The 26,701-nt window shown below is 71.5% G+C and carries 23 protein-coding genes; 11 read left to right on the top strand and 12 right to left on the bottom strand.

The features are described 5' to 3' along the window. Window positions 1–171: 171 nt before the first annotated feature. Genes F8S09_RS07450 through F8S09_RS07435 form a run of 3 tightly spaced genes read left to right on the top strand, consistent with a single transcriptional unit; the run spans window position 172 to window position 6,297 of the window. Complete coding sequence (locus tag F8S09_RS07450; protein ID WP_152870684.1) at window positions 172–1,053, top strand: C39 family peptidase; 882 nt, start codon at window positions 172–174, stop codon at window positions 1,051–1,053. A gap of 38 nt (window positions 1,054–1,091) precedes the next feature. After that, on the top strand, window positions 1,092–5,684 hold the full coding sequence (locus F8S09_RS17625; protein ID WP_194165262.1) for an alpha-2-macroglobulin family protein: 4,593 nt from the start codon (window positions 1,092–1,094) through the stop codon (window positions 5,682–5,684). A gap of 43 nt (window positions 5,685–5,727) precedes the next feature. After that, entirely contained in the window at window positions 5,728–6,297 is a 570-nt protein-coding gene (locus F8S09_RS07435; RefSeq protein ID WP_152870681.1) for a hypothetical protein, read from the top strand. Here F8S09_RS07435 and F8S09_RS07430 read toward each other — a convergent pair. The 4 genes from F8S09_RS07430 to F8S09_RS07415 all read right to left on the bottom strand — a co-directional run bounded on the left by F8S09_RS07430 (window position 6,294) and on the right by F8S09_RS07415 (window position 9,417). Next, window positions 6,294–6,938, bottom strand: a complete 645-nt coding sequence (locus F8S09_RS07430; RefSeq protein ID WP_152870679.1) for a cyclodeaminase/cyclohydrolase family protein — start codon at window positions 6,936–6,938, stop codon at window positions 6,294–6,296. The genes F8S09_RS07435 and F8S09_RS07430 overlap by 4 nt on opposite strands. Window positions 6,939–7,041: 103 nt before the next feature. After that, the gene (locus F8S09_RS07425) at window positions 7,042–7,458 is read right to left on the bottom strand and encodes an HU family DNA-binding protein (RefSeq protein WP_407643655.1); all 417 of its coding nucleotides are present in this window, start codon (window positions 7,456–7,458) and stop codon (window positions 7,042–7,044) included. 182 nt (window positions 7,459–7,640) lie between these two features. Then, window positions 7,641–9,068 (bottom strand): aldehyde dehydrogenase family protein, encoded by a 1,428-nt coding sequence (locus F8S09_RS07420; protein ID WP_152870674.1) that lies wholly within the window; start codon window positions 9,066–9,068, stop codon window positions 7,641–7,643. Window positions 9,069–9,144: 76 nt separating this feature from the next. Beyond that, window positions 9,145–9,417, bottom strand: coding sequence for a metal-sensitive transcriptional regulator (locus tag F8S09_RS07415; RefSeq protein ID WP_152870672.1), 273 nt, complete (start codon window positions 9,415–9,417; stop codon window positions 9,145–9,147). 546 nt (window positions 9,418–9,963) lie between these two features. Between F8S09_RS07415 and modA the strand changes: the two genes are divergently transcribed. The 5 genes from modA (at window position 9,964) to F8S09_RS07390 (ending at window position 15,281) form a co-directional block, all read left to right on the top strand. Continuing rightward, window positions 9,964–10,752: a molybdate ABC transporter substrate-binding protein gene (gene modA, locus F8S09_RS07410; RefSeq protein WP_152870670.1), complete on the top strand. Its 789-nt coding sequence runs from the start codon at window positions 9,964–9,966 to the stop codon at window positions 10,750–10,752. Further along, window positions 10,749–11,546, top strand: a complete 798-nt coding sequence (locus F8S09_RS07405) for an ABC transporter permease (protein WP_322618625.1) — start codon at window positions 10,749–10,751, stop codon at window positions 11,544–11,546. The genes modA and F8S09_RS07405 overlap by 4 nt, the downstream gene beginning before the upstream one ends. A 626-nt stretch (window positions 11,547–12,172) precedes the next feature. Next, the gene (locus tag F8S09_RS07400) at window positions 12,173–13,579 is read left to right on the top strand and encodes a replication initiator protein A (RefSeq protein WP_152870668.1); all 1,407 of its coding nucleotides are present in this window, start codon (window positions 12,173–12,175) and stop codon (window positions 13,577–13,579) included. A gap of 38 nt (window positions 13,580–13,617) precedes the next feature. Then, window positions 13,618–14,409: a ParA family protein gene (locus F8S09_RS07395; protein ID WP_152870666.1), complete on the top strand. Its 792-nt coding sequence runs from the start codon at window positions 13,618–13,620 to the stop codon at window positions 14,407–14,409. After that, the gene (locus tag F8S09_RS07390) at window positions 14,406–15,281 is read left to right on the top strand and encodes a ParB/RepB/Spo0J family partition protein (protein ID WP_322618624.1); all 876 of its coding nucleotides are present in this window, start codon (window positions 14,406–14,408) and stop codon (window positions 15,279–15,281) included. The genes F8S09_RS07395 and F8S09_RS07390 overlap by 4 nt, the downstream gene beginning before the upstream one ends. A gap of 10 nt (window positions 15,282–15,291) precedes the next feature. Here the strand turns inward: F8S09_RS07390 and F8S09_RS07385 are convergent, their stop codons facing one another. The 3 genes from F8S09_RS07385 to F8S09_RS07375 all read right to left on the bottom strand — a co-directional run bounded on the left by F8S09_RS07385 (window position 15,292) and on the right by F8S09_RS07375 (window position 18,132). Further along, window positions 15,292–15,957: an MBL fold metallo-hydrolase gene (locus F8S09_RS07385; RefSeq protein WP_322618623.1), complete on the bottom strand. Its 666-nt coding sequence runs from the start codon at window positions 15,955–15,957 to the stop codon at window positions 15,292–15,294. Next, entirely contained in the window at window positions 15,954–16,673 is a 720-nt protein-coding gene (locus F8S09_RS07380; RefSeq protein WP_152870664.1) for an HAD family hydrolase, read from the bottom strand. The genes F8S09_RS07385 and F8S09_RS07380 overlap by 4 nt, the downstream gene beginning before the upstream one ends. 79 nt (window positions 16,674–16,752) lie before the next feature. Then, the gene (locus F8S09_RS07375) at window positions 16,753–18,132 is read right to left on the bottom strand and encodes a sugar porter family MFS transporter (RefSeq protein WP_152870662.1); all 1,380 of its coding nucleotides are present in this window, start codon (window positions 18,130–18,132) and stop codon (window positions 16,753–16,755) included. 172 nt (window positions 18,133–18,304) lie between these two features. Between F8S09_RS07375 and F8S09_RS07370 the strand changes: the two genes are divergently transcribed. Genes F8S09_RS07370 through F8S09_RS07360 form a run of 3 tightly spaced genes read left to right on the top strand, consistent with a single transcriptional unit; the run spans window position 18,305 to window position 21,694 of the window. After that, entirely contained in the window at window positions 18,305–19,153 is an 849-nt protein-coding gene (locus F8S09_RS07370; protein WP_152870660.1) for an SMP-30/gluconolactonase/LRE family protein, read from the top strand. Between the two features lie 28 nt (window positions 19,154–19,181). Beyond that, a complete protein-coding gene (locus tag F8S09_RS07365; protein ID WP_152870658.1) occupies window positions 19,182–20,591 on the top strand; it encodes a glucose-6-phosphate dehydrogenase in 1,410 nt (469 codons plus the stop codon). Further along, window positions 20,588–21,694, top strand: a complete 1,107-nt coding sequence (locus tag F8S09_RS07360; RefSeq protein ID WP_322618622.1) for an FAD-dependent oxidoreductase — start codon at window positions 20,588–20,590, stop codon at window positions 21,692–21,694. Before F8S09_RS07365 ends, F8S09_RS07360 begins: the two co-directional genes overlap by 4 nt. 149 nt (window positions 21,695–21,843) lie before the next feature. On the opposite strand, the gene F8S09_RS07355 is transcribed toward F8S09_RS07360, so the two are convergent. From F8S09_RS07355 to F8S09_RS07335, 5 genes are all read right to left on the bottom strand, one after another. Continuing rightward, complete coding sequence (locus F8S09_RS07355; RefSeq protein ID WP_152870656.1) at window positions 21,844–22,227, bottom strand: aromatic acid exporter family protein; 384 nt, start codon at window positions 22,225–22,227, stop codon at window positions 21,844–21,846. A 186-nt stretch (window positions 22,228–22,413) separates the two neighbouring features. Continuing rightward, a complete protein-coding gene (locus F8S09_RS07350; protein ID WP_152870654.1) occupies window positions 22,414–22,965 on the bottom strand; it encodes an inorganic diphosphatase in 552 nt (183 codons plus the stop codon). Window positions 22,966–22,988: 23 nt separating this feature from the next. After that, on the bottom strand, window positions 22,989–23,699 hold the full coding sequence (locus tag F8S09_RS07345; RefSeq protein WP_322618621.1) for an ABC transporter ATP-binding protein: 711 nt from the start codon (window positions 23,697–23,699) through the stop codon (window positions 22,989–22,991). Continuing rightward, window positions 23,696–25,474, bottom strand: a complete 1,779-nt coding sequence (locus F8S09_RS07340; protein ID WP_152870652.1) for a branched-chain amino acid ABC transporter ATP-binding protein/permease — start codon at window positions 25,472–25,474, stop codon at window positions 23,696–23,698. Before F8S09_RS07340 ends, F8S09_RS07345 begins: the two co-directional genes overlap by 4 nt. Next, entirely contained in the window at window positions 25,471–26,520 is a 1,050-nt protein-coding gene (locus F8S09_RS07335; RefSeq protein WP_152870650.1) for a branched-chain amino acid ABC transporter permease, read from the bottom strand. Before F8S09_RS07335 ends, F8S09_RS07340 begins: the two co-directional genes overlap by 4 nt. Between the last annotated feature and the right edge of the window lie 181 nt (window positions 26,521–26,701).

Below are 26,701 nucleotides of genomic sequence, written 5' to 3'. Positions count from 1 at the left end.
TGTGACGTTACCCCCACGATAGGCAAAGTGTACGTGCGCGTCAATTTTGAACGCGAGGGGACATTCCCTGGGGGATATAGAGAGGTCCCCGCCGCCTTGCAAGGGGTCAAGGGGCAAGCCGCATTTATTCAACATGGAAAGGTATCGGGTGCGGAAACGGCACACTGGGTCATGTCAAGGCGACTTCTCCTTTCCATCCTGACTGCCCTGACCCTGGGAGGCGCAGCCTCCGCCCAGGTCACGCTGAAGAACATCCTTCACGAACCGCAGGGCCGGGACAACTGCGGCCCGGTCACGGCGATGACGGTCGCGGGGTATTACGGGACGCGAATTACGCAGGCGCAGGCCGCAAACGCGCTCAAGGACTCGGCGAGCGACCCGCAGGTCACCAGCGTGGAGCTGGCGAACTACCTGGGGCGCTTCGGGTTGCGGAGCGTGATCCGGTACGCGGGTACGCCGGAGTTGCTGCGCGACCTGCTGGACCGGGGCTTCCCGGTCGTGGTGCAGCAGCGGCTGAGGCCCGGCAGCAACGTGGCGCACTTCCGCACCGTGTACGGGTACGAGGGCGGACGGTTCCTGACCTCCGATCCTCTGCGCGGCGCCCGGCTGTGGCTGACCCAGGCCGAGCTGATGGACCTGTGGCACTACTACAACGGGGAATACATGGTGACCTACCCGCCCGCGAAGGAGGGCGAGGTCCGAGCTGCCCTGGGCGAGAGCTTCAGCGCCGCCGGGAACTGGCAACTGCTGCGCCGCATCGGCGAGAGCAACGTCAAGGCCCGCCCGAACGACCCCTACAACTGGTGGGGGCTGGGCAAGGCGAACCTACGGCTGGGGAATGTGAAGGCCGCCGCCGACAACTTCGCGCGGGCGGCGAATCTGGGCGTGCCCACCCTCTACTACCTCTACCGCCAGGAGGCGTTCGAGGCCTGGAGCCAGTCGGGCGACCACGACAAGACGCTGAAGTACACCGTGCAGGCGCTGAAGATCGACCCGCAGAGCAAGGAGCTCCTGCGCTTCCGTAACCAGGCGCGGGCGGCGCTGGGCGGCTAGGCAGGCGCATACCTCACGGCCCGGCGGTACGCTGAGCCATGTCTCCCCGCGCCTTCCCCCGGTTGCGTTCTGGCCTGCTGACCCTCGCGCTGCTGCTGGGGGGAGCGGGGGCCGAGCGCACAGTCGCGCCGACGCCCCTCTACGCCAGCCCGGACCTGCGGGGCACGCCCGTACAGACCCTCCCCTCCGGCACGCCGCTCGCGCCCATTGAGCGGCGGGAGGGACGCCCCGGCGAGAAACCCGTGCTGGCGGTGCTGGCGGGCGACCGGATCCTGTACGCCCGCGCGGGGACGGTGGCCTATACGGACACGGGCGTGAACCTGAGCGGACGCGAGCAGACGTTCGGATTCGTGGCCCCGCAGCCGAGCGGACAGGCCGCCACGCTGTTCCTGACGCGCAATCCGGAAAAGGCGGAGGGCCGGGCGACCGACTGGCAGGTGCGCGTGCTGCCGCTGGACGCCGTGCGGCTGGACGGGGCAGGGCTGCAAGAAGCACCTCCCCTGCGGGTGACGGGTCTGGCGGTGCGGACGCTGAAGGTGACGGCCAGGGGCGAGCGCACCGAGCTGGAGGTGGGCCAGCTCGCGCCGGGCCTGTACCTCGTGGCGGCGGCGCGGGCGGACGCGCCCTTCAAGCCGCTGGCGACGGCCGTGTTGCAGGTCACCGATCTCGCGCTGACCACCCTCGCCACGCCGGGCGGGGTGGAAGTCTGGGCCACCCGGCTGGACACGGGCGCTCCCCTGTCCGGCGTGCGCCTCAGTGCGGTGGCCCTGCGCCCACCCAACGAGGAGGAGCAGCGGGCGGAGGGGGCGTGGCGCTACCGCCCGGCGCGGGTGCTGGCCCCAGTCACGACCGACGCGCGGGGGTTCGCCCGCCTCGCGCTGCGCGACGGCGAGCGGCTATGGCTGCGGGGGCAGGTCCCGCTGGGGGGGACGGTTCACCGGGCCGTGCTCGGCGTGGACGACTACGGCCTGGGGGGAGGGGAGCCGGAGCGGGCGCGGGCCTACCTTCAGACCGACAAGCCGGTCTACCGCCCCGGCGAGACGTTGCAGGGGCTGGCGGTGGTGCGCTCGCTGGGGGCGGGCACCCGCACGCCCTGGCGCGGGGCGCTGACGGTGCGGCTGGTGTCGGGTCAGAGCGACGTGCTCGCGCAGGCCCGCGTGACCGCGAATGCTTCCGGGCTCGCCCGCTTCTCCTTCCCGCTGCCGGAGGCCGTCCGCACGGGCGAGTACCGGATCGAGGCCGAGCTGCCCGCCGCCCCCAGCCCGGCCAACCCGGAGCCCCTCCCCGACGTGAGTTCGGTTCCCGTGCGGGTGCAGGCTTTCGTCAAGCCGCAGTTCACGCTGGACGTGACGGCGCCGCGTGAGGTTGTCACCGGGGCCAGTGTGCCCGTCACCGCCCGCGCCGAGCGGTACGAGGGGGGCGGGGCGAACGTGCCCGTCGAGTTCACGCTGCTGGGCGGCTCGGACCAGTCGGAGCTGTGGCCGGGGGCTGTGCCAGAGATCAGCGGACGGCCCGACTTCGAATGGATTTCGCCGGACACGTGGCGTAGCTCGGCCTACCTGACCGTGCCCACGAACCGCGCCCCTGCCGCCCGCACCCAGACGCGAAATGGGGCAGGGACGGCCGCCCTGCGCCCCACCGCGCCGAACGCCCGGCCCCGCGACTACACCGTCTACGCCCGCGCCCGCGACGAGTACGGGCGCGACGTGCTGGCGAGCGTGCCCGTCACAGTGCATCCGGCGGGGGTGCGGCTGGACCTCGTGCGCTGGCCGACCCTGACGGGGGGCCAGGCGAGCGCGGCCCTGCGGGTGCGGGCGGTGGGACCGGGCACCCCCCTCCCCGGCCGCGCGGTGACCGCCACCGTGGTTCGGAACTGGCAGGAGCGGGTCGCGCAGGGCGGGCGCATCGAGTACCGCGAACGGCAGGCCACCGTGCAGACGCAGACCCTCCGCAGCGGGGCGGGCGGCACGCTGACAGTCACGGCGCCCGCGACCGGGTTTGGGAGTTACACCCTGCGGCTGGAAGCGAAGGACGCGGCGGGACGAGTCACCCGCTCCTCCGTGAGCCTGGGCTGGGTGCCCGAGCCGTCCTCGCAGGCGCCCGGCGTGCGCTATACGCTGGCGCTGGACCCCGACCGTGACACCTACGGGTTGGGCGACACGGCCCGCCTGACCCTGCGGACCAACCTTCCGCCCGGCACCCTGGTGCGCCTGACCGCCGCCGCCGAGGGCCGCCTGACCACCCGCACGGTGAAGGTGACGGGCGGCACCCAGACCTTGACCTGGAAGGTGACCCCCGACCTCTCGCCGGGCTTCACCGTGCAGGCGACGGCGGTGGCCGGGGCCGAGAGCGTCCGGGCCGGGACGGAGCTGCTGTACGTGCCGCGTTCCGACCGCCAGCTCGCGGTGACGGTGAAGCCCGCCCGCGATCAGGCCCGCCCCGGCGAGGAGGTCACCCTGAGCGTGGACACCCGCGCCGGGGGCAAGGGAGCGGCGGCCCTCGTCACGCTGGCTGTGGTCAACGAGGCCGTCTATGACGTGGCCCCCGACCCCAGCCCCGACCCGTGGCGTTTCCTGTGGGGGGCCACCTATCCCCGGCTGGAGGTGCGTTCCAGCGCCGGGGCGCCCGCCGACGGGGGCGGGGGCGGCGGGGCCGACCAGGGTGGCGCCCCGCTGCGGCAGGACCTGCGCGAGGTCGCCTATTTCGGGGCCGTGCAGACCGGGGCGGATGGCCGCGCCCAGGTCAAGGTGAAGTTGCCGGAAGCGCTGGGCCGCTACCGGATCACCGCCCGCGCCTTTACCCCGTCGGGTGGAGCGGGGGACACCCGAGCTGGAATCACGGCGGCCCTCCCCTTCGCCGTGCGCCTGACTGGGCCGCGCGTGCTGACGCAGGGGGACGTGGGGAGCGCGTACCTGGGCGTACAGGCCCGCAGCGGGGCGAAGACCGCCCAGGTCGCGCTGAGCGTGGGCGCCGATGTCATCACCCGGACGCTCACCCTGAACGGCGGGGACGCGCTGGCCCGCTTTCCGCTGAAGGCCCCGGTGACGGGCCAGAAGCTCACGCTGGAGGCACGGGCGACGGCGCCAGGGGGCCAGGCCGACGCCGTGCGCCAGACCCTCCCGCTGCGCCCCGCCGGGCCGCGCACCCGCCTCACCCGCGAGGGGACGCTGGCGGCGGCGGGCACGCGGACGGTGGACTTCGGGGTTCCGTCCGGGGCGCAGGCGGAGGCCCTGACCCTCACCCTGGCCGCCACGCCCCTGCAAGCGGCGCTGGCCGATCTGGACGCGTACCTTGCGGACCCGGCCCAGCGCTGGACCACCACCGACGCGGTGGCGGCGCGGCTGAGGGCCAACCTCGACCTCGTGGGGCTGGCGGGGCCGCTGGGGTGGCCGGACGTGCGGGGGCGGGCGCTCTTGCAGGCGCGGCGCGACCTCGCCACGCTGCTGGCGCTGCGGCCGTTTGGCAGCGAGAACGGCGCGGGCTGGGCCTGGACCGCGCAAGGTCCGGTGACCGCCGAACAGACCGCCCACGCGCTTGCCGCGCTGGTGGGGGCCAAGGGTGCGGGCCTGACCGACGCGGCCACCCTGCGCGGGGCAGCAGACGCGGCGCGGGGCCTGCTCGGAAAGGCGAGCGCCGGGGACCGCGCCTACCTCGCCGCCGCGCTTGCCCTCGCGGGGGACGCAGCTCCGGCGCTGAACCTGGCCCGCGCGGGTACCGTCCGGGACGCGTACTCACAGGCCCGTCTCGCCGCCGCGCTCGCCTCCTCCCCGGCGGCAGGGGCGCGGGCAGCGGCGCTCACCCTCTACCGGGCGGCGCGGGCACAGGCCGAGCGCACCCCCGACGGCGGCCTCCTCCTCGCGGACGACGTGACGGCCACCGCGTACCTGCTGGACGCCGCGCAGGCGATGGGGCAGAAGACCGACGCTCCCCTGCTCCTCCAGACTCTGCTGGACCGCCGCACGGGAGGCGCGTGGGAAGGACCGCTCGCCACCGCCGCCGCGCTGGGGGCGCTGCGGGGCGCCGTGACAAGCGAGACGCGCCGCCCCCAGACTCGCGTGACCGTCATACAAGGGAGCTTCTCGCGCGAGCTGACCCTCGGCCCGCCCGTGCGACTGTCTCTGCCCTCCAGCGGGGCAGCCTCGCCCCTGCGGCTCACCGCCAGTGGTCCTCTCGCCTACCGGGCCGAACTCGACGCGCGGACAGCGGGGAGCAAACCGGCGGCCCTCTCCCCCATCGTCGTGGAGCGGCGTTACGACCGCTCGCGGGTCGAGCGCGACGGGCTGGTCACGGTGACCCTCACCCTGCGGACCCCGGTCGCCCTGCGGCACCTGCGCCTTACCGACCCCCTTCCCGGCGGACTGGAAGCGGTGGACGACCGCCCCTTCGCCTTTCCCGGCGCGGTGGCGAGCGCGGGGCAGACGACTGCGGCGTGGGCCGACCGCTCGCTATACGACGACCGGGCCGTCTTCTACCTCGAACGCCTCCCGGCGGGTGTGACCACCGTGCGCTACCGCCTGCGGGCGCTGGCCCCCGGCACCTACACGGCCCCCGCCCCCCGCGTGGAGTCGGCAACGGGACTGCCGCCCGCGCAGGGGCAGGCGCAGCGGGTGGAGGTGATCGAGGGGCCGTGAACGTGCCCGGAACCCCCGCTCCCCCACCCCCGTACCTGACTCCATGAAACTGCGCTCCATCCTCCGCAACGTGGCCCGGCAGGAGGCGGCCAGCGTGGGCCAGGCTGCCCGCCGCGCCGCCGATTCCCTGCGCCATGACTCGCGCGTGCAGGACACCGCCAGCCGCCTGAAGGGCCGTGCCCAAGACCTCGGTGGCAGCGCCCGCGCCCGCGCCGACGAACATCTCGAACGCCTGATCGAGCGCCGTCACGCCCGCCCCGGTGCGCCTTTGCCCGACGACGTGGCCGCCGCGCTGGCCGCCCGCCGCCGCGAGCGGGAGGCGCGGGTGGCTGCTGCGCGGGCCAGGGCCGCCCTGATCGCGCAGGGCGAGACGCCCGAGCAGCGGCGGGTGCTCACGCTGCTGGCCGATTCGACCGGATGGGCAGGCGGTCAGGGTGAGGGGCTACGCTACACCGGGCTGCTCGACCGCCTCGCGCCCTCGGGCGACCCCGCCGCCGAGATGGCGATTCACCGGGCGCTGTGGACCCTGGCCGAGCGCCGCGTGCTGGCCGTCTCACCGCATGGGGAGGTGACGGCGTGCGAGTTGCCGATTGAGGTGGAGGTCCGGGACTAACTTCCCGCCCGCTCCTCCATCCGCTCCAGCGCCCCCCCCAGCACCCCGTCCGCCAGTTCGCGGGCGCGGCGGGCCAGGGCAGCGCTCTCGTCGCGCAGGCCCTGGGCCTCGGCGACCGGCAGGCGGGAGAGGTTGGCCTCCACGGTCACGCGGGCGGCGTCCACCGCTCCGGCGAGCAGGCCCGCTCCCGCGCCCACGTCGCTGACGACCAGCGTGGGCGAGAGCGAGAGCGCCTCGGCGGCCCGTTCCAGCACCCGCACCCCGGTCTGCGCGAGGTCAAGGGGCACCCCGGCGGCGCGGCGGGCGGCGTCTTCCAGCGCGGCTTCCCGCTCGGCGGCCTGCTCCGGCGTCTCGCCGGGCTGGCGGGCGGCCTCCACGAAGCGCCCGAAAGCCCGCGCGTCGGCCTGCCCCAGCGTCTGAAGGTGCTCGCGCTGCCCGGCCAGCCACGGCAGCAGGGCGCGGCGCTCCGGGTGGGCCTCCTCCCGCCACGACCGCTCCAGCGCGATGTTGAGCGCCATCTCTATCAGCGCGACCCCGAAGGCCGCCGCCACTGCCCCCGCCGCCCCGCCCCCCGGCGTGGGGTCACCACTCGCTGTTCGCGCCAAGAGGGCACGGGCCGTCTCGTCCCAGAACTGCGCCATGCACGGAACTCTACGCCAAAGCGGCGCCCCTGCTGGCCGCTGGCAACTGGCAGCCAAAAAAAGCCGCCCCCGCGTGGGAGACGGCTTGGTCAGAGGCGGAAGCTTACAGGTTGCCCTTGAGAGTGCTGGCGACCTTGAAGGCCACCTTCTTGCCCGCGGGGATCTGGATCTTCTCGGAGGTGCCGGGGCGCACACCGGTGCGGGCGGCGGTGGCCTTGACGCTCAGGGTGCCCAGGCCGGGCAGACCCACGCTCTGGCCGCTGCGGATGGCGTCCACGACCACGTCGAGCATGGCGCTCACGGCTTCCTCGCTCTGCTTCTTGGTCAGGCCGGTCTTCTCGGCGACCTGCTCCACGAGCTGGGTCTTGGCGACCTTGCCAGTGCGCTCGCTGCCGCTCTCGGCGTTGCCGCCCGCGCTCGTGCCCGCGCCACGGCCACGGGTCGCGCCGCCGTTGCCACCACGGCTGGTGGTGCCTTCGGATTTCTTGCTGGCCGCTGCCTTCGTCGTTTTCTTCGTCATGGCGTGCAGCATGACATATGTGCTGGACGGCGGAAAGGGGGGGTATTCGTCAAACAACCCCTCCAGCACGCATTCGGCGGAGAAGCCCGCCAAAAAATGCAGTCCCAGACGACATTTTCGGAAAGTTCATTAAGTCACGTTTAAGACGAATCACCCCCATCAACCCCCGCCTGGCGCGGCTCTTAGCGCAGCACGACGGTCTTGACGTAGGTGAGTTCCTCGGCCGAGGCTCGGGCACCCTCACGGCCGAAGCCGCTGTCCTTGATGCCCCCGTAAGGCATCTGGTCCACCCGGAAGGTGCTGGGGTCATTCACGATCACCCCGCCCGCCTCGATGTCGCGGGCGGCTTCCAGCGCATGCTGAAGATTGGTGGTAAACACTCCGGTCTGGAGGCCGTAGCGGCTGCGGTTGGCGGCGGCGATCGCCGCTGACCAGTTCGCGGCGCGGGAGAGGACGACCACCGGGCCGAAAGCCTCCTCCGCGACGAGGTGCGCGTGCTCAGGCACGTCCTCCAGCACGGTGGGGGGCAGGATGTTGCCCTGGGGGATGCCGCCCAGCAGCAGGCGACCGCCCAGGGCCTGCGCCTCCCCGATCCAGCCTCCCAACCGCTCCAGCGCCGCCGCACCGATCATCGGCCCCACGTCGGTGGCCTCGTCGAGGGGGTCGCCGCACACGAGGGCGCGGCTGGCCTCCAAAAAGACCTCCCGGAAGCGGTCGTAGGCGGCCTCGTGGATGATCAGGCGCTGGGGGTGGATGCACACCTGCCCCTGGTAGGCGAAGGAGACGGCGGCGAGTGCCCGCGCCGCGCCCTCCACGTCGCTCTCGGCGTCCACGAGGTTGGCGCTGTTGTTGCCGAGTTCCAGCACGACGGGCTTGAGGCCGCTGCCGCGCTTGATGCTCTCGCCCACGCCGGGACTGCCGGTAAAGGTCACCAGCGCGACCTCCGGCGCCGAGGTCAGTGCCGCGCCCAGTTCCGCGCCGCCGTGCAGCACGCTAATCGCGCCGGGCGGGAATCCGGCGTCCCGCAGCAGCTCGGCCAGAAGATTGGCGGTGAGGGGCGTCTGGGGCGCGGGCTTGAGAATCACCACGTTGCCGCCCGCGAGCGCCGGGCCGACCTTGTGCAGCGCGAGGTTCAGCGGAAAGTTGAAGGGGCTGATCGCCGCGATGATCCCGCGCGGCTCGCGGCGGGTAAAGCCCACCCGGCCCTCGCCGAAGCGGCTGGCGTCCAGCGGAATCCCCTCGCCCGACAGCCGCAGCGCCTCGTCGGCGGCGAACGACAGGTTCTCCACGCTGCGGGCGACCTCCACCCGCGAAGCCTTGAGCGGCTTGCCTGCTTCGGTGGCGATGGTCCGGGCGAAGAGGTCGGCCCGCTCCGAGAGCAGCGCAGAAGCTCGGCGCAGACTGTCGGCGCGGCGGTGCGCGGGCCAGCGGCGGACCTCGTCGAACGCCTCGCTCGCCACGTCCAGCGCCCGGCGCAGCTCCGTCTCCCCGGCACGGGCCACGTCGTATAGGGCCTCCCCGGTGTAGGGCTGCGTCACGCGGTCGGTCTGCGCGGTCATCACGGCCTCGCCCCCGATCAGGAGGGGCACGCGGGTCAGGGTGGTGGTCATGGGGTCACTGTACGGCGGGGGGCGGCCAGCCTCCACCACACCGCTCCGGGCTGAGGGCTGACCGCTGAAAACTCCCCTACCCTCGCAGCAGCTTGACCGCCCGCACCACGTCCTGCGGGGTGATGGGCTCGCCCCCGTGGGCGCGGCCACCCGAAGCATACTGCTCCAGGATGGTGTCACCCGTGGCGTCGAGGGCGCTGCGGATGCCCGACAGCAGCGTCAGGACCTCATGGCAGTCGCGGCCCTCCTCGATCATGCGCTGAAGACCACGCACCTGACCCTCGATGCGGCGCAGGCGGTTCAGAACCTTCTCGTCGGTGGCGCTCAGGGGAGCCGGGGTGGGGGTCATGAAACTCCTTGGCGGAGGAGAGGAAGGGAGAGGACCAGGGCCGACATCTGAAGTCCAATATACCCCCCCAGGGTAGCAGGGGCCAATCCACGAGCCATCTCTATGTACAGAATCGTGGGTTCACGCAAGCCCTGGTCAGCCCTGAGTGTCCCAGGGCCTCTGGACACCGGGGGTCAAGCACGCCGGATTCATTGGCGCAAGCCCGGCGCAGACGGCCCACGCTGAACATCCCCTTCGGCATACCCCAAAGTGGTACTCAGTCACGTATCTCCAAGGGGTATACGCTGTCACCCTGAACTGCCGACGCCGTCCACGCCTCGTCACAGTCAGGGTCTGGACGAAGCCCAAAAGTCGCGGAGCGGAAGGGAGGCGGGCCAAGGCGGCTGTCACTGTCCTCCCATCCAACTGAAGCTGCTTGCTCCCGAACCTCGCCACGCAAGGGTGGCAGGTGCCTCCACGTCGCTCGTCACGTGACGAGCAGTGCGGTTCCACCGTGTCGGGCGGCGTCCAATTGACGCTCCCGAATGGGCAGGATAGGGTCGCCCCATGCGGCGTTCTCCCCACCTGGCGTCCCTGTTGCGGCGGACCCTTGCCGCCCTCTCGCTCATTGTCGTGGGAGAGGCCGGGGCCGCCCGGCTCACGGTCTTCGCGGCGAGCAGCCTGACAGACGCCTTGACCGAGATTGGCCGGGTCTTCGACGCGCGGACCGGGCACCAGACCCGCTTCAGCTTCGCGGGGTCGTCCAATCTGCGGACCCAGCTTGAGCGCGGAGCCCGGTCCGACGTGTTCGCCAGCGCCAGCCTGAGCCAGTACGCGCCGCTGCGCTCGCAGGGCCTGGCCGGGCCGGAAACCCTCTTTGCCCGCAACCGCCTCACCGTGATCACCCCGGCGGCGCGGCCCCTCGCCGGGGGACTGGCGGGGCTGGCGCGGCCGGGGCTGCGGCTGGTGGTGGCTGGGCCGGAAGTGCCCGCTGGGGAGGCCACCGCCCGGACGCTGGAACTGATGACGGCCTCGGGGCGCTACGGCCCGGACTTCGCCCGACGGGTGCGGGCGAACGTGGTCAGCGAGGAGCCCAACGTGCGGCAGGTGGCCCTCAAGGTGAGCCTGGGTCAGGCTGACGCTGCCTTCGTCTACCGCTCGGACGTAACGCCGGGTCTGCGCGGCAAGGTGCGGACCTACCCCCTGCCAGACGCCCTGAACCCGCCCCTCGCCTACCCCATCGGAGTGCTCAAGGGGAGTCAGGAGGTGGAGGCCGCCCAAGCCTTTGTCCGCTTCGTGCGCTCGCCGGAGGGTCAGCGCATCCTGATGCGTTGGGGCTTTTTGCCCGCCCCGTGAGAAGCAACCCGGCGCCCCACCCGGTCCCCGCGCTACTCAGTGCCCTGATGGCGGGGCTGCTGCTGCTTCCCATCCTCGCCCTGCTGTTGGACGCCCTGACCCCGGCAGTATGGGACACGCTGGACTCGGCAGCAGTGCGGGACGCCCTGCGGGTGAGCGCGGTCACGACTGGGGCGGCCCTGCTGGTCACGCTGACCCTGGGCACCCCGGTCGCCTACCTACTGGCCCGGCGGCGCTTTCCGGGCCGGGGGCTGCTCGACGCCCTGCTCGACCTGCCGATGGTGCTGCCCCCAGTTGTGGCGGGCGTGGCACTGCTGCTGGCCTTCGGGCGAGACGGGCTGCTGGGGCGGCCGCTGGAGGTGGCGGGCATCGACCTCGCCTTCACGCCGGGGGCGGTGGTGCTGGCGCAGGTCTTCACGAGTGCGCCCTTCTATGTCCGGGCGGCCCGCGCGGGCTTTCTGGCCTTCGACCCCGATGTGGAGGGAGCCGCGCGGGTGGATGGGGCGGGGCGCTGGGCACTGTTCCACCGGGTGACCCTCCCCCTCGCCCTTCCCTTTCTGCTGGAGGGCGCGGTCCTGGCCTGGGCACGCTCACTGGGCGAATTCGGGGCCACCCTGCTGTTCGCGGGCAGCCTTCAGGGCGAGACGCGCACCGTTCCCCTGGCGATCTACAGCGCCGCCGAGAGCGATCTCGCCCCGGCACTGGCTCTGAGTGGCCTGATGGTCGTCCTAGCGTTCGGGGTCCTGTTCACGCTGCGGCTGATCGCGGGGCGGCGGCTCACCTCGCCGCAGTGACGGTGAATGAAGAGGGAACGGCGACGCCATACGCCCGTTTTTGAACCCAATGCGAGGACGATCAAGCGCCCCCGCCAGCCACCCCAAAACGGGGGCCAAAGGCGAGAAATTCCGACCCTTTTTTGGGGTCGAAACTAGCGATACCTTTGGTCCGTTTGAGCCTTAAAATCGGGTGATACAGGTTACAAAGCGAATGTTTTGTACCCGAGTCCAACTAGCGATACCTTTGGTCCGTTTGGGAGAGTGCATTAGGTTTTCTCTGTGTGGGACGCATTTTCCAACTAGCGATACCTTTGGTCCGTTTGGCAAAAAACTAGCGATACCTTTGGTCCGTTTGATTTTGGAGAACTAGCGATACCTTTGGTCCGTTTGGTCCGTTTTTGCCGTCTGCGTGGGCATTTCCACGAAAATGAGATCGAAACAGCCTTAAATCCGTACTCCCTACCCGGAATAGCGATACCTTTGGTCCGTTTGGGGTCAAAACTAGCGATACCTTTGGTCCGTTTGGGATCAAAATAGCGATACCTTTGGTCCGTTTTTGCCGAAAAACGCCGTCTGGGACGCGAAGTGGGGTCCGCCTTGTTGTTGTTCTTTTATATCTTTTACAAAGAAAGGAACAACACTACATGCGTCCAGCGAAAAAACCCAACCAGGTCACCCTGCTCGACGAACGCAACATCGCCCGTCTGGGGATCGTCAGCATCCAGACTCGCCTGAGTTCCGAGACCCGCTGGACGAGCGAGTTCCAGATCGCCGACCGCCGCTTCCGGGTCGAGGGCCGTTCCGCCGACGGCCGCCCACGAGGCGGCGACACCAATGTCATCCTCGGCATCGAGACCCTCTTCGCGCAAAAGGGCATGCCTGAAGACAACTGGCTGCACACCTCGGCCTACGAACTGCGGGAAGCCAGCTTTCTCGTCAACAACGGCAAGAACTACCACCGCCTGCGCGAGTCGCTGCTGCGGCTGTGGTCGACGGGCTTCATCGTGAGCGAGGGCTGGGTGGCCGACACGGGCCGCACGACCTGGGCCAACCAGACCCTGCGCCTGATCGACCGCATCACCTACTGGGACCAGAGCGAGGGCGCCGACCCCGACGCCGACCGCGCCCGGCAGCTCGTGCCCGACGCGACCCTCAGCATCAAGCTGGGGGATCAGCTCGCCGCCAGCATCCGGGCCGGGTATACCCAGGCACTCGACGGGCGGCTGCTGCATCAGATCGAGCAGCCGCCCGCGCGGGCCTTGTACCGCCTGCTGGAAGCCCACCGCTACCGCGAGACGGGCGTGCGGGCCGACAGCGTCACGGCGGGGCTGGACGACTGGCGGGCCGCCTGCGGTATCAGTGAGGGCAAGCCGTCGCGGGTTATTCGCACCCTGGAAGAAGCCCACCAGGAGCTCATTGCCCAGGGGTATCTCGAGAGCGTGGAGACGGACGGCGGGCGGGGAACGACCCAGATCACCTACCGCTTCCGGACCGAGGACACGCCGGACCCAGCACTGGTGCAGGCACTGCGCGAGGCGGGCGTGTCGGCCCCCCGCGCCAACGTCCTCGCCAAGCAGTACCCCGACCGGGTGGAGGAGGCCATCGCCTTCTTGCGGCTGCGGCGCAGTTCCAGCCCCACGCCCATCCGTAATCCCGGTGGCCTGATCGCGGATTTTCTGGAACATCCCGAGAAGTACACCCTGCCCGAGGACACGGTGCCCGCCCCCCACGCCGACGCCGAGGAAACCCGCGCCCGGCAAGAAAGGCAACAGGAGGCCCAGGAACGGGCCGCGCAGCAACAGTTCGAGGAAGAGCAGCAGGTTCTCCTTGCTCTGCCTCCTGGGGGCCAATGGGAGGCCGCAGAGGCCACTCTCCGGACCCTGCTGCGCCGCCGTTTGCGGGAGGGCGAGTGGAGCGCCCTGGAAACGGCCTGCAAAACGGGGACCCTCTCGGCCACCAGCCTGGTGCGCGAGGCCAGCACGCACGCGGCCCGTGGCGCCCTTCCCGAGTTCGTCAAAGGGCTGCGCGAGCGACTGGGAGAGGGGGCATGAGCCCCGCTTCCCAGGCCCCGCAGGGTAGGCTAGGCAGGATGCGGACGCTGACCTTCTTCAACCACGCGGGCGGCGTGATGAAAACCAGCCTCACGCGCGACGTGGGCTACAGCCTGGCGCGGTCGGGGCTGCGGGTGCTGCTCGTGGACCTCGACCCGCAGGCCAATCTCACCGACTGGCTGGGGGTGACGGGCGTGGGGCAGGAGCAGACCGTCTTCGCCACGGCCACGCGGGGCGAGCCCCTCCCCTCCCCGGTGCGGGTGCACGGCCTCGCCCTGATTCCCAGCGACGTGTCGCTCGCGCTGGCCGAGGGGCAGATGATGGGCGTGGTGGGAGCGCACCTGCACCTGCGCCAGGGCCTCCAGGCGGTTGCCGGGGACTACGACGTGGCCTTGATCGACAGCCCGCCCAGTCTGGGGCAGCTCTCGATTCTGGGGGCGCTCGCCGCCGACCACCTGATCGTGCCCGTGCCGACCCGCCAGAAGGGCATGAACGCGCTGGCGGGCTTGTCCGAGGCGATGGCGACCTACCGCAAGCTGCGCCCGGACCTCACGGTGGCCCTGTACGTGCCCACCCTGTACGACGCGCGGCGCTCGCATGACCGCGAGGCTCTGACGGCTCTCCAGGGGATGCTGCGGCCCCTCGCCAGCCCGATTCCTGACCGGGGCGCGGTGTGGAACGACAGCGCGAGTGCGGGGCAGCCCGTGGGCGTGTACGCGCCGGGTTCGCCTGTCCACCGCGACGTGGAGCGGGTGACCACCGAGATCGCCGGGGTGGTGGGGCTGCCCTTCCCCGGTCCCGCAGTGTCTGACCGGTGGGGGGACGCGTGACCCGCCGTCCCCGCCCGGCCATCGGTGCCCGTCTCAGCGGGCTGGTGGAGGGCGTGGAGGCGCTGAGCCAGCCCGCCACGACCACCCTGCCGCTGGAAGCCCTCCAGCCGGGCCAGTTTCAGCCGCGCGTGCAGTTCGCCTCCGAGGGGCTGGAGGCGCTCGCCGCCAGCATTCGCGAGCAGGGCATCCTGCAACCGCTGCTGGTGCGCCCCCTGTCTGGCAGCCGTTACGAGATCGTGGCGGGCGAGCGGCGCTGGCGGGCGGCCCAGATCGCGGGGCTGGCCGAGGTGCCCGTCTTGCTGCGCGACCTCAGCGACGAGGGGGCACGGCTGGCGGCGGCGGTAGAAAACCTCCAGCGCGAGAACCTCAATCCGCTCGAAGAGGTCCGCGCCCGCCTGGGGGTCGCCGCCGCCACCCTGGGCCTGACACCCGACGAAGTGGTCCCCCGCCTGTTCGCCCTCGACCGCCGACCGGAGGACAATCCGGGGGCCGTGGAGCGGCTGGACACCGTCTTCGGGGCGCTGGGCCGTGAGAGCTGGCGGTCGTTCGTGAAAAACCGTGCCGCCCTCCTTTCATTGCCGGAGGACGTGCAGGCTGCCGTCGAGGGCGGGCTGGATTACCGCAAGGCGCTGGTGATTGGCCGCGCCGAGGACCCCACCCGCCGCGCTGAATTGCTGGACGCTGCCGCTGCCGGAGCCACCGTGCAGGCCCTGCGCGAGCAGGTGGCCCCGCGCCGCGTGGATGCCGACCCTGCCCGCACCGTCGCCCGCCGCCTCTCCGACCGCCGCACCCTGACCGCCCTCGACCCCGCCCGCCGCCGCAAGCTGGATCGCCTACTGGGCCAGATCGAGGCGCTGCTGGACGGCAACTGAGCTTTACTCGTCACGTGACGAGCGATGAGGGTTCCGGGTCCCGTTCTGCCCGCCGCTGCACCTGCTCGGGGGTGAGAGGAGCGCCGTGGCCCGGCAGCACCAGCTGGGAGGCGAGGTCCGCGATGCGCCGCAGGGTGCGGGCCGCTTCCCGGTTGTCGGCGTTGTAGGCGGTGCGGGGGAGGTGCGCCCCGGTCGGGCCACCTACCACCGCGTCTCCCGCCACGAGCACGCCGTCCCGCAGCAGGCCGATTTGCCCCGGCGTGTGGCCCGGCAGCGCGACCACCTCCCAGCCCGCCACGTTCTCGCCGGGCTGGATGGAGCGCAGAGCATGGGCTGGGACCTTGGGATGCAGGCGCGAGACGATCTTCCCGATCTCCGGACGGCCCGCCGGATAAGGCAGGTCGTGGACGTCGCCCGTCAGGTAGGGGTGTTCCGGCGTGTGGGCGAGGATAGGGAGGCCACGCCGCGCCGCGAAGGGCGCCCCGCCCGCATGGTCGATGTGGTGATGGGTCAGCACCACCGCGTCGGGCCGGAACTGCGCCAGCAGCCGCGCCAGCCGGGGTACATGGGCGAGGGTGCCCGTATCGACCAGCAGACGTCCGTCGGGGCTGTCCAGCAGGTAGACGTTGGCATAAAGGGGAAAACGCCGAACGAAGGGTGGCAGCGGAGGCGTCACCCGAGGTCGTCCTCCATCTGCTCCTCGGCCGCTTCCAGGGCCGAGCGCAGCACCCCGCCGCCACCCGGCACGACCGCGTAGTCGCACAGGGCCAGGAAGGGGGCGTCGCTGGCCGCCGCGCTGACGCCCAGACGCAGGGTGACCTCGTCTGGAAGCTGACCCAGCACGTAATTCACGGCACTCTCGGGGTTGATCTCGCGGGGGAGCAGCACCAGTTCCTCCGGCTCTTCCCGCAGCCGCAGCTCGCCCGCGAAGGGTCCCTCGTCCAGCCAAGCCCGCCACTCCCGCGCCGCCGCTGCCAGGGCCGGGGCGACCCCGTAGGGATGGCGCACAGTCACGCGCAGGGGCAGCCCGCCGCGCTCATGCAGCCTAGCCTCAGTGCCCAGTTGGCCCAGCATCCCGATGTGCTGGGCCGCCTGGTGCGCCAGCCGCAGCGCTTCCCCGCGCTCGGTCAGTGTCTCGCGGCTCAGGCGCTTCCACGCCGGGTCCTCTTCGCCGTCGGGGGTCAGCACGACCGCCCCGTGGCGCAGAATCTGCCAGGACGTGAAGAGGGCCGGGACCTCCAGCAGTTCCTCCTCGTCCAGTCCGGTCACGGGGATGAGGTCGGCCCCGGCACCCAGCAGGCCCGCGAGTGCGGCGGGGGCCTCGCCGGGGTCGGGGTCGTCGGGACCGGGACGGGTCAGGAGTCCGGCGGGGTTGACAAAGGCGACGATCATGGGGGCACTCTAGCCCTCCCTGAGCCGTCTTTCGCACCGGGACCGGCCTCCGTGGGGCGGCCCGGCAGCTTAGGCCAGCCTAGGCCAGCGAGCGGTCCCGCGTCTCCGGCAGCGTTCGCCACACGAAGAGCAGGGCCAGCACCGCGAAGACCGTGTAGACCCCGTAGGCCAGCCCCAGTCCCAGGTCGGCCAGGCTGGGGAAGGTCCGGACGACCGCCCAGTTCATGATCCAGTTGACGGCCGTGCAGACGGCCACCGCCGTGGTCCGCAGGTTGCTGGCGAACAGTTCGTTGAGCATCACCCACATCACCGGCCCCCAGGTGATGCCGAAGGCCAGCGAGTACACGCCGACGGCGCTCAGGGCAATGATGGCCGAACCCTGGGTCAGCACCGGCCCTTCCGCCCCGTCCCCGGCATTGCCGAACACCACGGCCAGCGTGCCCAGCGTGATCACCAGGAAGACACCGCCGACGCCCAGCATGGTCCGCCGCCCCACCCGGTCGATGATCCCGATGGCGATCAGGGCCGCGACAACACTCAGGCCCACGGTGAGAATGCTCGTCAGGAAGGCCTGATCGGTCGAGAAGCCCACCGCCTGCCACAGCGTGTTGGAATAGACCTTGACGATCTGGATCCCCACGAGCTGCTGAAAGGCCGCTAGCCCGATGCCCGTCCAGACGATGGGCCTCAGCCCCAGGGCCGGGCCGCGCAGGGCTGCGAGGCTGCGCTCACCCCCCGCGTCCGCCTGGCCCTGCTGAATTTCTGCCAGCCGCTCCCGGCTCGCCCCCTCCCCACCGCCGAGGCGGGTCAGGACCTCTTGCGCCCCCTGCACGTCGCCCTCGCGGACAAGTTCGGGCGGCGTACGCGGCAGCCGCAGGGTGATCACGATATAGGCGAGGGCGGCGAGAACCGCCACCCCGAACATCCAGCGCCACGCGGCAGCCCCGAAGAAGAGGGGAGCCGCCTCCGACCCCGCCCAGAGGGTGAGCAGGTAACTCACGATCAGGGCGATCAGTTGCCCCAGCACGATGGAAATCTGCCAGAAGGTGCCCAGGCGGCCCCGGATGGCGGTCGGCGCGACCTCGCTGATGTAGCCGGGCACGACCGCGCTCGCCGCACCCAGACCCAGGCCCACCACGACCCGCGCGAGCACGAGGGGCAGTACCCCCCCCGCCAGAGTCACGCCCAGCCACCCCAGGCCGATCAGGATGCCTGCCCCCAGCATGATGCGGCCCCGCCCGTAGCGCGACGCCAGTGGTCCCGCGAACCACGCCCCCGCCGCCGCCCCCAGCAGGCTGATGGCCGTCACGAACCCCACCGAGCCGCTTTCCAGCTCCAGCGTGGTGCGGATGCCGACGATGCCCCCGTTCAGGGTCGAGGTGTCCCCGCCCGCGAGCAGCCCGCCGACGGCGGCCCCGGCGGCAATCAGGGTGGCGGAGCGGTACTTCGAATCTGCCATGAGGTTCTCCTGGGGAAGGGAGGCGACAGGCCGCTGGCGAGTCTTCCTGCGGGGATGTGAATGGGCGCATCGTACCCACAGGTACCGTCCGGCGCGGCTTCATGAAGGGAAAGGGCAAGCTCTGGCGCCGCCCCCAGGCTTTACGCTGGCGGCACCAGGGGAGGCGAGGAGCATGCGAGCAGAACAGGTGACGGACCCGGTGGCCTACCACGCCGAGGGTCCGGTGTGGTCCGGGCGCTGGGGCGGCCTGCGCTGGGTGGACATGCTCGCGGGCGACGTGCTGTCGCTGGGGCCGGGCGGAATGGTGGAGCGGCGGCACGTCGGCAGGGTGGCCGCCGCCGTGCGCCCCCGCCGTGGGGGCGGCGCCGTGATCGGTGTGGAGCGCGGCTTCGCGCTGGAGGACGCGGACGGGACGCTCCGCACGCTCCCGGAGGTCTGGAGCGCCCCCGGCGTCCGTATGAACGAGGGCGCCTGCGACCCCGACGGCCGCTTCTACTGCGGCTCGATGGCCTACGACCAGACGCCCGGCGCGGCCAAGCTGTACCGCCTGAATCCCGACGGCACGGTGGAGGTGGTGCTGGAGAATGTCACCGTCTCCAACGGCCTGGAGTGGAGCCCCGACGGCTCGCTGGCCTACTACAACGACACGGCGACCTTTCAGGTCAGCGTCTTCGACTACGACCGCGAAAGGGGCCTGACCAACCGGCGCCCCTTCGTAGACCTGCGGGGCGAGGAACTGCGGCCCGACGGCCTGACGGTGGACTCGCGGGGAGGCGTGTGGGTGGCCCTCTCCAACGGCGGCGCGGTGCGGCACTATGCGCCGGACGGCAGGTTGGCGGACGTGATCGAACTCCCCACGAAAAAGGTCACGGCCTGTACCTTCGGGGGCGCCGGGCTGGGGACGCTCTACATCACCACCTCGCGCGAGAACCTGGAGCCGGGCGAAGACCCGCTGGCCGGGTCCCTCTTTCGGGCCGAGGTCGGCGTCCGGGGCCAGCCCACCCGCGAGTTCGCCGGGTGAGCGCCCGGACCCCCGGAAGGAGGCCCGCATGATCGAGAGACTGCTGCTGTTCGGCGCCACGGGTGACCTCGCCCGCCGCTTTCTGCTGCCCGCCCTGGCCGCACTGCACGCGCAGGGGGACCTTCCCGGCGGCTTCCAGATCCTCGGGGCGGCGACCCGTAAGGGGGACGACGAGGGTTTTCGCCGTCAAGTCGCGGAGGGTCTGGAGGAGCACGCGGGCGACCTTCCCGCCGCCTCCCGTGAGGCGGTGCTGGGGGCGCTGCGCTACCGCCAGACGGACGCCACCGACCCGCAAAGCGTGGCTGCCGCCCTGGCCGCCCTTCCCGGCGAGGGGCCCCTGGCCGCCTACCTCGCGCTGCCGCCCGGCCTCTTCGCCCCGGCGGTGCGGGCGCTTGGGGCCGCCGGGTTGCCGCCGGGCAGCCGCGTGGTGCTGGAAAAGCCCTTCGGGGAGAATCTGGAAGGGGCGCGGTCGCTCAACGCCCTGCTCGCGGACACCTACGGGGAGGAGGCCGAGCGGGTCGTCTTCCGGGTCGATCACGTGCTGGGCATGGCCCCGGTACAGAACCTGCTGGGCCTGCGCTTCGCCAACCGGGTGGCTCAGGCCCTGTGGACCGGCGAGCACATCGAGCAGATCGAGATTCTCTGGGAGGAGACCCTGGCGTTGGAGGGCCGCGCCGGGTACTACGACGGGACCGGGGCCCTGAAGGACGTGCTGCAAAACCACATGCTGCAAGTCCTGTGCTTCGCCGCGATGGAGCCGCCCGCCAGCCTGAACGAACGCGACCTGCGGGACGCCAAGGTGGCGGCGCTGCGCTCGGTGCGTTCCCTGACCCCGCAGGCCGTGGAGGAGCAGACGCGCCGCGCCCGCTATACGGCGGGCCGCCTCGCCGACACGGGCGGGGCGGGCGGAGGCGAGGTGCCCGATTACGCCGCCGAGGAGGGCGTGGACCCCTCCCGCGAGACCGAAACCTGGGCCGAGGTCGTGCTGGAGTTGGATACCCCCCGCTGGCAGGGCACCCGCTTCGTCCTGCGGGCAGGCAAAGCGCTCTCCGCGCGGCGCAAGGGGATCGTCGTCCGCTTCCGGGCCGCCGAGCCTTCACCCTTCGGAGAGTCAGAGGATATGCCCCCCAACGAGTGGCGCATCGGGCTGGACGGCCCCACCGACCTCGGCCTGCACCTGAGCGGCCTGAGCGCCGGGTCGCGGCCGCAGCCCGTGCCCCTCGCCCTCACTGGACCCCCGCCGGAGAGTGGCCTGCCCCCCTACGCCCGCGTGCTGCGCGACGTGCTGGCGGGCGGCAGCGCCCTGTCCGTGCGGGGCGACGAGGCCGAGGAAGCGTGGCGGGTGGTGACGCCCGTGCTGGAGGGCTGGGCGGCGGGCCGCGTCCCGCTGGAGGAGTACCCGGCGGGGTCGTCCGGCCCGGGTGACCGGTCCCAGTGACTGCTGCCCCCCCCACCCTCGTCCCCGGCGCGGCGATCAAGACCGAGGTCGTGGTGATCGGCGCGGGGCAGGCGGGCCTCTCCGCCGCGTACCACCTCGCGCAACGTGGCCTCGCCCCGGTCAAGGGCTTCGTGGTGCTGGACGCCGCGCCCGAGCCCGGAGGCGCGTGGCAGTTTCGCTGGCCCAGCCTGACGCTGAGCACGGTCAACCGCCTGCACGACCTGCCGGGGATGCCCTTCTCGGAGGTCGCGGGGGCCGGGCAGGGGCAGGTGCGGGCCAGCGTCGCGGTGCCGCGCTACTTCGCGGCCTACGAGCGCCGTTTCGGGCTGCCCGTCTTCCGGCCTGTGCGGGTGACGCTGGTGACCCGGCGCGGCGAGCGTTTCCGGATCGAGACCGACCGGGGCGACCTCTCCGCCCGTGGGCTCATCAACGCCACCGGAACCTGGGAAAGCCCGTATATCCCCGCGTATCCGGGCGCGGACCGCTTCCGCGGGCGGCAGCTTCACACCCGCGACTACCGCACGGCCGCAGAGTTCACCGGGCAGCATGTGGTGGTTGTCGGCGCTGGAATCTCGGCCCTGCAACTGCTGGACGAGGTGTCGCGGGTCACGACGACCACCTGGGTGACGCGCCGCCCCCCGCAGTTCCGCGAGGGTCCCTTTGACGAGGAGGCGGGTCGCGCGGCGGTCGCGCTCGTTGAGGACCGGGTGCGGCGTGGGCTACCACCGGCGTCGGTTGTCTCCGTCACCGGGCTCCCGGTGACCCCGGCGGTAGAGGCCATGCGGGCGCGGGGCGTGCTGGAGCGCCGACCCATGTTCCGCGAGATCACCGAGACCGGCGTGCGCTGGGAAGACGGCAGCGAGCAGCGGACGGACGTGATTCTGTGGTGCACGGGCTTTCGCAGCTCGCTTGACCATCTCGCGCCCCTGGGGCTGCGGGAGCCGGGGGGCGGCATCGTCATGACCGGACGCCTCGCCACCCAGGTCGCCCGTGACCCGCGCATTCACCTCGTGGGGTATGGCCCGTCCTCCTCCACCATCGGCGCGAACCGGGCGGGGCGGGCTGCCGCGACGGAACTGCTTGAGGTGCTGGGGCTGCCGTGAGGGGGTGGGGCGCGGTCCTGGGTTCACTGCCTCACACGAGTCACGCGCAAGGGAAGAGGAGCACAAGCTCGTGTGCGCCGAGTCAGTGAGGACCCGGCCCCAACTGTTCGGGCCCGCCCTCAACCCGCCTCATCCGGCAGGCCCGTGTGTCAGGTCGCGGGCGGCCTGGGAACGACCGCGAGGTCGAGCAGAGCGGCCCGTTGTGCCCGGCGCAGCAGCCCCAGCGGCTCAGGGAGAAAGAGGCCCTGGCTGAAGGTGGGCGCCACTGCCACGCCGATCAGGGCGTCGGTCAGTCGGCCGAGTCCGGCCTCCCCTCCCGCCACCGTGACCGTCGGGACCGCACTGGAAGCTGCCTGCGCCGCGCTGACGGCCACCAGGGTCGCCACCGCAAAGGCCAGGTCCCCGCTCCCCAGGACCGCGAGTTCGCCCACCCCCAGCCGCCGCCGCGCGTTCGTGCCCCGCGTACCCAGCGAGGCATTCAGCCCGATTACCGCCGCGATGGGCGCGCAGAAGGGGTGGGGGGGGTTCAGCACGTCGCGTACCAGAACGAGCGCGGTCAGGGCCGCGAGTGTGACCTGGGGCGTCGTCTCGGCCCGCTGCCGCGCCCGCTGTCACGCCTGCGCCCCCGCTGCCGCCTCCGCCCTCCTCGCTTCGGCTTCCCGCGTTCAGTATCCTCTCCCGGCGTGCAGGGGCTCGTTCCGGTCCCTCAGCCCGGTCCCTCAGCGCGGGCGCGGCTCCGGGCGGTCCGGAAAGGCCGCTGCGTACCGCTCCAGCCCCCGCCGCACCGACGCCTCGGCCTCCTGCCGCCCGCCGATGTGGGCCACCCGCACGTCGCGCTGAAGCTGGTCCTGATAGACCTCAAAAAACCACTTGAAACGCTCCTGATCGTGCCCCGGCAGGTCCCCGAAGGTGTGGAAGCCCACGCAGGACGGGTCGTCCACATGCACGCAGATCAGCTTGTCGTCAATCTGCCCCCGGTCCTCGAGCTTGACCACCCCGATGGGCCGCGCCCGCAGCACCGCGAGCGGCACGACCGGATTCTGCATGACCACCAGCGCGTCGAGCGGATCGCCGTCCTCGTCGAGTGTGCGCGGCACGAAGCCGTAGTGCGCCGGATAGGGTACGGGCGGCGTCAAAATGCGGTTGACCGCCAGCACCCCGTACTCGCGGTCGAGTTCGTACTTGGTGGTGTCCCCGCGCGGCACCTCCACGACGACGCGCAGCAGCGTGGGCGGGTTGTCTCCGGGGGGCAGGTCGTGCCAGGGGTGCATGGGGGGAAGGATAGCGGTCCGCTCTACCCCCCCAGGTAGCTTGCCCCCAGCGTCTCGTCCCGCGCCAGCTCGTGCGCGGGGCCGCTCAGGCGCACCTGCCCGGTTTCCAGTACGTAGCCCCCGTCGCTGATGGCGAGGGACGCGCGGGCGTTCTGCTCGACGAGCAGGATGGTCACGCCCTCATCCCGCAGGCCCTGCACGATGCGGAGGATGTCGCGCACGATCAGCGGCGCGAGGCCGAGGCTGGGTTCGTCCAGCAGCAGCAGCCGGGGCCGCGCCATCAGCGCCCGGCCAATCGCCAGCATCTGCTGCTCGCCGCCCGAGAGGGTGCCCGCCAGTTGGCGGCGGCGCTCCGCGAGGCGCGGGAAGCGGGCATACACCCCGTCCAGATCACCCCGCCACCCGCCCCGCCGCCGGGTATAGGCCCCCAGTTGCAGGTTGTCCGCCACCGTCATGGAGGCGAACAGGTCGCGGCGCTCGGGCACCAGCGTGATGCCCCGCGCCACCCGCGCCTCCAGCGGCACCCCCCGCAGCGATTCGCCCGCGTACAGCACCTCGCCCGCCGAGGGCGTCAGCACGCCCATGACCGAGTTCATCAGGGTGGTCTTCCCCGCCCCGTTCGCGCCGATCACGCTCACGATGTGCCCGGCGGGAACCTCGACACTCACCCCGCCCAGCGCCTCCACCCGGCCATAGCGGGTATGCAGGCCACGCACTTCCAGCAGGGGCGTCACGCGACCTCCTCCCCACTCACGTCTACCCCGAGGTAGGCCTCGCGCACGGCCGGGTGGGCGCGGATCTCGGCGGGGCTGCCTTCGGCCAGCTTCTCCCCGTAGTTCATGACCACCAGCCGGTCCACCAGCCCCATCACGAGGTCCATGTCGTGCTCGACCAGCAGGATCGTCACTCCCTCGGCCCTCAGCCGCCGCAGCAGGTCGGCGAGGTCCATCTTCTCGCCGTAGCGCAGCCCGGCGGCGGGTTCATCCAGCAGCAGCAGCGTGGGGTCGGCCACCAGCGCCCGCGCGACCTCCAGCACCCGCTGTTGCCCGAGGGCGAGGTTCCCGGCGAGGGTGTGCGCCAGTTCGCCGAGCCCCACCCGCTCGAGTTGCCGCAGCGCCTCGTGTTGCAGGGCCGCTTCCTCCCTCCGCTCCAGGTGCAGCAGGCTCGCCAGCATCCCCGCCCGGCCCCGCGCGTAGCCGCCCATCATCGCGTTTTGCAGCAGGGACAGCTCGGGCAGCAGGTGCACGTGCTGAAAGGTGCGGGCGAGTCCCAGGCGGTGAATCTGCCCCGCCGTGAGCCGGGTGATGTCGCGGCCCATGAAACTCACCCGCCCTGAGGTCGCCGGATTCACCCCGGTCACGAGGTTGAACATGGTGCTTTTGCCCGCCCCGTTCGGCCCGATCAGGCCCAGGATTTCCCCGGCCCGCAGCTCGAAGGACACGTCATTCACCGCCCGCAGCCCCCCGAACTGCTTGACCGCGTGCTCGACCGAGAGCAGCGGCGTGCCCGGCGCGGGCTTCTCGCGGGCGGGAAGGCGGCCCCGTTCAGGCAGCAGGCGCACCGGGGCCTGCGGCAGGACCCGCTCCAGCAGCGGCCACAGCCCCCGCCGCGCGAATTGCAGCGTCAGGATGACGAGGACGCCGAACACGATCACCTCGAAGTTGCCCTGCGCCCCGATCAGCCCCGGCAGCACGTCGCGCAGCCACTCGCGCAGTCCGGTAATCAGGCCCGACCCCAGCAGCGCCCCCCAGACGAACCCGGAGCCACCCACCACCGCCATGAACAGGTACTCGATGCCCGCCTGGAGGCTGAAGGGCGTGGGATTCACGAAGCGCTGGCTGTGCGCGTAGAGCCACCCGGCCAGCCCCGCCATCAGCGCCGCGAGGACGAACACCTGCACCCGCAGCCGGAAGGAGTTCACCCCGAAGGCTTCGGCCACCAGCGGCCCGCCCCGCAGCGCCCGCATCGCCCGCCCGGTGCGGCTGGAGAGCAGGAACTGGGCGCCCAGCCCGGTCAGCCCCAGTGCGAGCAGGGCGAGGTACGCAAAGGCCCGAGGCGAGGTGAGGTCCAGCCCGAACACCGACAGCGGGGGAATGTTCGTGAGGCCGGTAAAGCCCCCCAGCGCGGGTGTGTTGCCGAAGACGTAATACAGGCTCATGCCCCACGCGATGGTCGCCAGCGGCAGGTAATGCCCCTGCATCCGCAGGGTGAGCAACCCCAGCACCCACGCGATCAGGCCCGTGACCACCAGCCCGGCGGGCAGCGCCAGCCACGGACTCCAGCCCGCCTGGGTCGTCAGCACGGCGGTCGTGTACGCCCCCGCCCCCATGAAGGCCGCCTGCCCGAAGGAGGTCAGCCCCACGATGCCCGTGAGCAGCACCAGCCCCACGACCACCGTGGCGAAAATCAGGATGTTGACGAGCAGCGTGACCTGAAAGAGCGGCAGGATCAGCGGCAGCGCGAGGGCGAGAACCACCGCGACGACCGAGAGAATCAGCCGCGCGTTCATTCCTCGTTCTCCGGGATGTGGCGGGTAGTCAGGCTGCGCCACAGCAACACGGGCAGGATTAGCGTGAACACGATGACCTCCTTCCAGGCCGAGAGGCTGAAGGAAGCGAAGCTCTCGATCAGGCCCACCAGCAGCGCCCCCGCCGCCGCGAGCGGGTAACTGACCAGCCCGGCGATGATCGCCCCGATAAAGCCCTTCAGGCCGATCAGGAAGCCCGAGTCGTAGTTCATCGCCACGCTGGGGCCGATCATCATGCCGCCCACCGCCCCGATGGAGGCCGCCAGCGTGAAGGTCAACATGCCCGCCGAGGCCGGGCTGATCCCGACCAGCCGCGCCCCCAGCCGGTTGACGGCGGTGGCCCGCAGCGCCTTGCCCGCCATCGTCCGCTCGAAGAAGAAGTACAGCCCCAGCATCAGCAGGGCCGAGAGCAGGATCACCAGCAGGCTCTGGTTGCTCAGGGTGACCTGCCCCAGGGTCACGTTCCCCTGGGCGAAGGGCGGCGTGCGCGACCCCTCCGGCCCGAAAAACACCAGCGCCAGCCCCGTCAGCACGAGGTGCAGCGCGACCGAGGCGATCAAGAGCACCAGGACCGTTGCGTCGCGCAGCGGCTGGTAGACCGTGCGGTACAGCAGCGGCCCGAGCGGGGCGATCAACCCCAGGGTCAGCAGCGCCTGTGCCCACAGCGGCCATCCCAGCGGCGCGGCCCACGCGGTCAGCGCCCAGACGGCCAGCCCCACCCCGGCGGCTCCCGCCAGCGTCAGCAGGCCCCGGCCCGATTGCCCCCGGCGCACCTGCGAAACCGCCTCCATCACCGCCGCGAGGGCGAGCAGCCCCAGCAGCAGCCAGAGGGTCCCCGGCACCCGCCCGAGTTGCAGGGAAGCCAGCGTCAGCGTGCCGAACACCACGAACTCGCCCTGCGGAATAAAGGTCACGCGGGTCACCGCGAACACCAGCACGAGCGCAAGCGCCAGCAGCGCGTACACGGCCCCGTTGGTCAGCCCGTCCGCGACCAGGATGGGAAAGATGGCGGGATCAAAGATTTCCATAGCACGGCTCCATGCGGCACTCCTGCGGGAAAGGGGGAAACTCGGGAGACGACCTTCAGGGGACGTTCAGATTGTGGAGGTCTTCACGATACGGGTTGCCCCCGGCCCCGGCAACTCCTCCCCTGGTTTTGCCTGCATCAATGTGATATCACTTTGATACGCGCCGGACGTTCCCCGGTGC

This window comes from Deinococcus terrestris (genome assembly GCF_009377345.1).
In the GTDB taxonomy this organism is placed as follows: Bacteria; Deinococcota; Deinococci; order Deinococcales; family Deinococcaceae; genus Deinococcus; species Deinococcus terrestris.
Note: the sequence above shows the minus strand (reverse complement) of the source record. Positions and strands in the feature narration are given on the sequence as shown.